The sequence below is a fragment of the Streptomyces sp. NPDC127084 genome (assembly GCF_042724175.1).
GTDB lineage: Bacteria > Actinomycetota > Actinomycetes > Streptomycetales > Streptomycetaceae > Streptomyces.
In genome coordinates this window covers 1-6,429 of record NZ_JBHXFA010000013.1, presented here as the reverse complement: position 1 = coordinate 6,429, position 6,429 = coordinate 1, and the positions used below count along the sequence as shown (strand labels likewise).

4 protein-coding genes and 1 pseudogene are annotated in these 6,429 nt (G+C 70.1%); 3 read left to right on the top strand and 2 right to left on the bottom strand.

The window, feature by feature from the left end:
• Positions 1-147 precede the first annotated feature (147 nt).
• Positions 148-654, bottom strand: coding sequence for an SseB family protein (locus tag ACFWI9_RS05230; RefSeq protein WP_338671361.1), 507 nt, complete (start codon positions 652-654; stop codon positions 148-150).
• Between the two features lie 363 nt (positions 655-1,017).
• Here ACFWI9_RS05230 and ACFWI9_RS05225 point away from each other — a divergent pair, with 363 nt between their 5' ends.
• The 3 genes from ACFWI9_RS05225 to ACFWI9_RS05215 all read left to right on the top strand — a co-directional run bounded on the left by ACFWI9_RS05225 (position 1,018) and on the right by ACFWI9_RS05215 (position 5,976).
• Entirely contained in the window at positions 1,018-2,844 is a 1,827-nt protein-coding gene (locus ACFWI9_RS05225) for an acyl-CoA dehydrogenase (protein WP_387159151.1), read from the top strand.
• 293 nt (positions 2,845-3,137) lie between these two features.
• Entirely contained in the window at positions 3,138-4,427 is a 1,290-nt protein-coding gene (locus ACFWI9_RS05220) for a TerD family protein (RefSeq protein WP_387159150.1), read from the top strand.
• Positions 4,428-4,674: 247 nt separating this feature from the next.
• Positions 4,675-5,976 carry a M18 family aminopeptidase gene (locus tag ACFWI9_RS05215; protein WP_387159149.1) on the top strand — a complete coding sequence of 434 codons (1,302 nt, stop codon included), beginning with the start codon at positions 4,675-4,677 and terminating at the stop codon, positions 5,974-5,976.
• 93 nt (positions 5,977-6,069) lie between these two features.
• Here ACFWI9_RS05215 and ACFWI9_RS05210 read toward each other — a convergent pair.
• A pseudogene (locus ACFWI9_RS05210) lies at positions 6,070-6,429 on the bottom strand (M56 family peptidase); the annotation flags it as partial.

Sequence of the window (6,429 nt, the reverse complement as noted above, 5' to 3'; positions counted from 1 at the left end):
CTTCGTGTCGGTACACGCCGAAGGCGTCCTCCCCGGTACGGGTGATCACGGCCGTGTGGCGGCCGAGCCGGGCCGCCCCCCCCCCCCCCGGCGGGGGCGGGCGCGCGGTCCCCCCCGCCGCCCCCCCCCGACGAGTCAGCGAGCCGATCAGCCGTACATGCGCCGCATCGCGAAGTCGACCATCTGCTCCACGGCCTTGGCGTCGAAGACCATCCGGTGGTCGCCCTCCATGTCCAGGACGAAGCCGTAGCCGGTCGGCAGCAGGTCGATCACCTCGGCGCCGGTGATCACGAAGTGCTTGGACTCCTTGCCCGCGTACCGGCGCAGTTCCTTCAGCGAGGTGAACATGGGGATCACGGGCTGCTGGGTGTTGTGCAGCGCCAGGAATCCGGGGTTGTCGCCCCGCGGGCAGTACACCTTCGAGGTGGCGAAGATCTGCTGGAAGTCCTCGGCGGACAGCGACCCGGTCGTGAACGCCCGCACCGCGTCGGCGAGCGACGGCGGCGACGGCTCCGGATACAGCGGCTGCTCCCCGTAGCCGGGGGCCTGACCGCCGCCGTAACCGGCACCCGGCATTCCGGCGCCGTGCATGGGCTGCTGCGGCGGGGCGCCGTAGTGATGCTGGGCACCCGGGTTCTGGTCGTAGCCGTACATGGGCGCAAGCCTACCGAGCCGCCCCGCCGTGACGGGCGGGTACAGGACACGGCGGAACACCGGCGGCCCACGCGCCCCAGGACGGAACCCGGGCCGGCCCCGAACGGATCACGAGCCGGAACGGCGCTGGTCAGCGCGTTCTCGTCGCTCCCCAGCACCCCTCAGCACCCCCTCAGCGCCACTCAAGCGCCGGTCCACGGGAGCACCGCACCCTCGACCGCACCCGCGTATGCGGGACGCGTCACAGATGTCCGTTAGGGGTTGCCTCTTATTACTGGCGGGTAGCATCATCTCGACTACCAGTCGGTAGATGTGTGTACTGACGTACGAGGACCCCCTCCCAATCCATACGGAGCCGTCGCCATGGGCCACTACAAGTCGAATCTCCGCGACATCGAGTTCAACCTCTTCGAGGTGCTCGGCCGCGACAAGCTGTACGGCACCGGCCCGTTCGCGGAGATGGACGTCGAGACCGCCAAGAGCATCCTGGACGAGCTCTCCCGCCTCGCAGAGAACGAGCTCGCCGAGTCCTTCGCGGACGCCGACCGCAACCCGCCGGTCTTCGACCCGGAGACCAACACCGCTCCGGTGCCCGCCAGCTTCAAGAAGAGCTACAAGGCCTTCATGGAGTCCGAGTACTGGCGCCTCGGCCTGCCGGAGGAGATCGGCGGCACCACCGCGCCCCGCTCGCTCGTCTGGTCGTACGCCGAACTGCTGCTGGGTTCGAACCCGGCCATCTGGATGTACTCCTCGGGCCCGGCCTTCGCCGGCATCCTGCACGACGAGGGCAACGAGGCCCAGAAGAAGGTCGCCCAGATCGCGGTCGAGAAGCAGTGGGGCTCCACCATGGTGCTCACCGAGCCGGACGCCGGCTCGGACGTCGGCGCCGGTCGCACCAAGGCGATCCAGCAGGAGGACGGCTCCTGGCACATCGAGGGCGTGAAGCGCTTCATCACGTCCGGTGAGCACGACATGGAGGAGAACATCCTCCACTACGTCCTCGCCCGCCCCGAGGGCCACGGCCCCGGCACCAAGGGCCTGTCCCTCTTCCTCGTGCCGAAGTTCCACTTCGACTGGGAGACCGGCGAGCTGGGCGAGCGCAACGGCGTCTACGCCACGAACGTCGAGCACAAGATGGGCCTCAAGGCCTCCAACACCTGTGAGATGACGTTCGGCGACAAGCACCCCGCCAAGGGCTGGCTGATCGGCGACAAGCACGACGGCATCCGCCAGATGTTCATGATCATCGAGTTCGCCCGCATGATGGTCGGCACGAAGGCGATCTCCACCCTGTCCACGGGCTACCTGAACGCGCTGGAGTACGCCAAGGAGCGCGTCCAGGGCTCCGACCTGTCGCAGTTCATGGACAAGACCGCGCCCAAGGTCACCATCACCAACCACCCCGACGTGCGCCGCTCGCTGATGACGCAGAAGGCGTACGCGGAGGGCATGCGCTCCCTCGTGCTCTACACCGCGTCCGTCCAGGACGAGATCGCGATCAAGGAGGCCTCGGGCGAGGACGCCAAGGCGCTGCACGGCCTGAACGACCTGCTCCTGCCGATCGTGAAGGGCTACGGCTCCGAGAAGGCGTACGAGCAGCTCGCCCAGTCGCTCCAGATCTTCGGTGGCTCCGGCTACCTCCAGGAGTACCCGATCGAGCAGTACATCCGGGACGCCAAGATCGACACCCTCTACGAGGGCACCACCGCGATCCAGGGCCAGGACTACTTCTTCCGGAAGATCGTCCGCGACCAGGGCGCGTCCCTGAACCTGCTGGCCGAGGAGATCAAGAAGTTCCTCGCGGTCGGCGACGGCGGCGACGAGCTGGCCGGCGCCCGTGACGCGCTCGCCAAGGCCGCCGTGGACCTGGAGGGCATCGTCGGCAGGATGCTCACCGACCTCACCGCCACCGGCGAGGATGTCAAGAACATCTACAAGGTCGGCCTCAACACCACCCGCCTGCTGCTGGCCTCCGGCGACGTCGTCGTCGGCTACCTGCTGCTGCGCGGCGCGGCCGTCGCCGCCGAGAAGCTGGCGACCGCCTCCGCCAAGGACAAGGCGTTCTACCAGGGCAAGATCGCGGCCGCGAAGTTCTTCGCCGCCAACGTCCTGCCGGGTGTCGGCCTGGCCCGCGAGATCGCCGAGGGCGTCGACAACGAGCTGATGGACCTGGACGAGGCAGCGTTCTAAGCCTCACTGCCGTCTGTTCCGATGCCGCCACCCGACTCGCTCGGGTGGCGGCACCGTCTTATCCGCTGGGTAGGCCGGCTTCACGGCCCGGAATCCCGTCCATGGGGGGGGAACCATGACCGCCGAAGCCCTGCCCGGGTCGCAGCACCGGCACCCGAAGGGCGCCAAGTGGCCGGTGCCGCCGTACGACGGCACACCCTTTCCCTCCGAACATCCTTTCGTACCGGGACGGATGTGACAGGGTGGCTTGAAAGCGCCGGAGAGTGCTGGGGATTTTTCGAGGGGTGGGCGGTATGCCGGAGCTGGCCAAGGGCGGGAACATCGCGGTGGGTGACGGGGCCGTGTTCGCAGAACTGCACGCCGTGGGCGCCACGCTCGACCTCAGCGCCCTGCTGGTGGCGGCGGACGGCAAGGTCAGGTCCGACGACGACCTGGTCTTCTACAACCAGCCGTCCGCCGAGTCCGGTGCGGTATGGCACGTCGCCGCCGACGAGGAGGGCGCGGAGCGCATCGAGATGGACCCGGCCCGGCTCCCGGCGGACGTGGACCGGGTCGTCCTGGTCGCCAGCTGCGACCCCGACGACCCCGGCCGCACCTTCCACGAGGTCAAGGACGTCCTGATCCGTGCCTCCCAACTGGGCGCCGAACCGGTCAACTTCAGGCCACCTGCCCTCACCGACGGCGAGCGCGCCGTCCTGCTGATGGAGCTCTACCGCAGGGGCGAGGGCTGGAAGCTGCGCGCGATCGGCCAGGGGTACGCGAACGGTCTGGCGGGCCTGGCGACGGACTTCGGCATAGAGGTGGCGGCGGAGGAGCCCACCGGGGAGCTCGCAGAAGAGGTGCCTGTGCCGATGGCGGCGGCCCCGCCCGCGCCCCCGATGAGCCTGCGCAAGCCCCCGCTCGGCAAGATCAGCCTCGAAAAGGGCAGCCAGGTCTCCATGAGCCTGGACAAGGCGGACCGCGAGCTGGTGGTCACGGCGACCCTGGAGTGGGACGGCGGTAGCGAGCAGCGCCGCCGGAAGGGCGCCGACCTCGACCTCTACGCCCTGTTCGTGCCGGCCTCGAAGGCGATCCGCGGCGAGCAGCCGCCCGGCACCCTCGTCTCCGGGAAGAAGCGCTCGGCCCCCGCGCCCGACACGGACACGGCGAAGAAGGGCAAGGGCGCCGACGTCGTGTACTACAAACGCCTAGGCTCCCGGAAGAACCGCCCGTTCATCCACCTCGACGGTGACGCCCGGGTCCCCGGCCGGGAGACCCTCCGTATCGTCCGCCCCGACCAGCAGGGCTACGTCCTGCTCTGCGCGTACTCCGCGGTCAGCAACGGCTTCGGCTCCTTCCGCAGCTTCGGCGCGAAGGTCGTAGTCACCGACGACCGCGGTTCGACCGTCACGGTCCCGCTCTACGAGAACACCAAGACTCGCTACTGGGTGGCCATCGCCCTCGTCGACTTCACCGACCCCGACGGAGCGGCGATCCACCAGGTCGAGGCCTACAGCGGCCGTATGACGGAACGCCGCCCGGTCCTCCACGCCGACGGCACGATCGAGATGAACGCGGGCCCGGTGGAGTTCAAGCGGCGCTGAGCGGGGGAGGGCGGTGGTTCGGGGTGGGCAGCTGTCCGGCGGTGGGCAGCTGTCTGGGGGAAGGCAGCGGTCCGGGGGTGCGGCCACCTCCACCTTCGACCGGGAGGTGCGCGCCATGGTGGGGAGACTCCGCCGAAGGCTCGTTCACGGTGGCCGACCGGCTGCTGCGGCAGCGCGCGCTGCGCGACTGGCTCACTCGATCTGACCGAGATCGACCGGCTGTAGGCGGCCCACTTAGGCTTGCCGCATGACGAGCAGCGCCCATACCGCCTTCGATCGCGGCCACACCGACGACCTGATGTCCTTCCTCGCGGCCTCCCCCTCCCCGTACCACGCGGTGGCGAACGCCGCCGCGCGACTGGAGAAGGCCGGCTTCCGGCAGGTCGATGAGACCGACGCCTGGGACGGCACGCACGGCGGGAAGTACGTGCTGCGGGGCGGCGCGATCATCGCCTGGTACGTGCCCGAGGGCGCGGCGCCGCACACCCCGTTCCGGATCGTCGGGGCGCACACCGACTCCCCCAACCTGCGGGTCAAGCCGCAGCCCGACATGGGCGGGCACGGCTGGCGGCAGGTGGCCGTCGAGATCTACGGCGGACCGCTGCTCAACTCCTGGCTGGACCGCGACCTCGGCCTCGCGGGCCGGCTCTCGCTGCGCGACGGCAGCACCCGGCTGGTCAACATCGACCGCCCGCTGCTGCGGGTGCCGCAGCTCGCCATCCACATGGACCGGGCGATCTACGAGAAGGGCCTCCAGCTCGACAAGCAGAAGCACATGCAGCCCATCTGGGGGCTCGGCGACTCCGTGGGCGATGGCGACCTCATCGCCTTCCTTGAGGAGGAGTCCGGGCTGCCCGCCGGGGACGTCACCGGCTGGGACCTGATGACGCACGCCCTGGAGGCGCCCGCGTACCTCGGCCGCGACCACGAGCTGCTCGCCGGGCCCCGGATGGACAACCTGCTGTCCGTGCACGCCGGTACGGCCGCGCTCGCCGCGGTGTCCACCCGGGACGGCCTGCCCTACATCCCGGTGCTCGCCGCCTTCGACCACGAGGAGAACGGCTCGCAGGCGGACACCGGCGCGGACGGCCCACTGCTCGGATCGGTGCTGGAGCGCTCGGTGTTCGCCCGCGGTGGTTCGTACGAGGACCGGGCCCGCGCCTTCGCCGGGACGGTCTGCCTGTCGTCCGACACCGGCCACGCCGTGCACCCCAACTACGCGGAGCGCCACGACCCGACCCACCACCCGCGCGCGGGCGGCGGCCCGATCCTGAAGGTCAACGTCAACCAGCGGTACGCCACCGACGGCAGCGGACGCGCCGTGTTCGCGGCGGCGTGCGAGCGGGCCGGGGTGCCCTGGCAGACATTCGTCTCCAACAACGCGATGCCCTGCGGCACGACGATCGGCCCGATCACCGCGGCACGGCACGGAATCCGGACCGTGGACATCGGCGTCGCCATCCTGTCCATGCACAGCGCCCGGGAGCTGTGCGCGGCGGACGACCCGTATCTGCTGGCGAACGCGCTGGTGGCGTTCCTGGAAGCCTGAGCCGGGGGTCGCACCGCCCCTGGATCGGCTGAAGTGGCGGGTGGGTTGTGGGGGGGGGGGTGGGGGGCGGGTGCGGGTGGCCCGGTAAAGCCCTCAGCCCAGGGCCGTAAGTCCCGGTGCGAACACGATCAGTAGGGGCAGCAGGGGGACCAGTGCCGCCACTGTCGTTGTCAGGGCTCGGCGTCGGCGGCCCAGTCTTGGGCGGGGGTCCAGGAGGCGGTCCACTCGTTCGCCGAGGAGGCGGTGGCTGGAGGCGCAGGAGAGGACGCCTCGGTGGTTGTTCAGTTCGATCAGGGCCAGTGCCGTGGTCAGGTGGCCGCACTGCCGGGAGGCGGTGTCGTCCGCGGCCAACTCGACCAGCCGGTGGGTCTGGTCGCAGAAGTGGGCGAACACGGGGACACGCGGGAAACCGGAGGCCAGCGCGGTCGAGAGGTGCAGCAGCCAGTCGTGGTG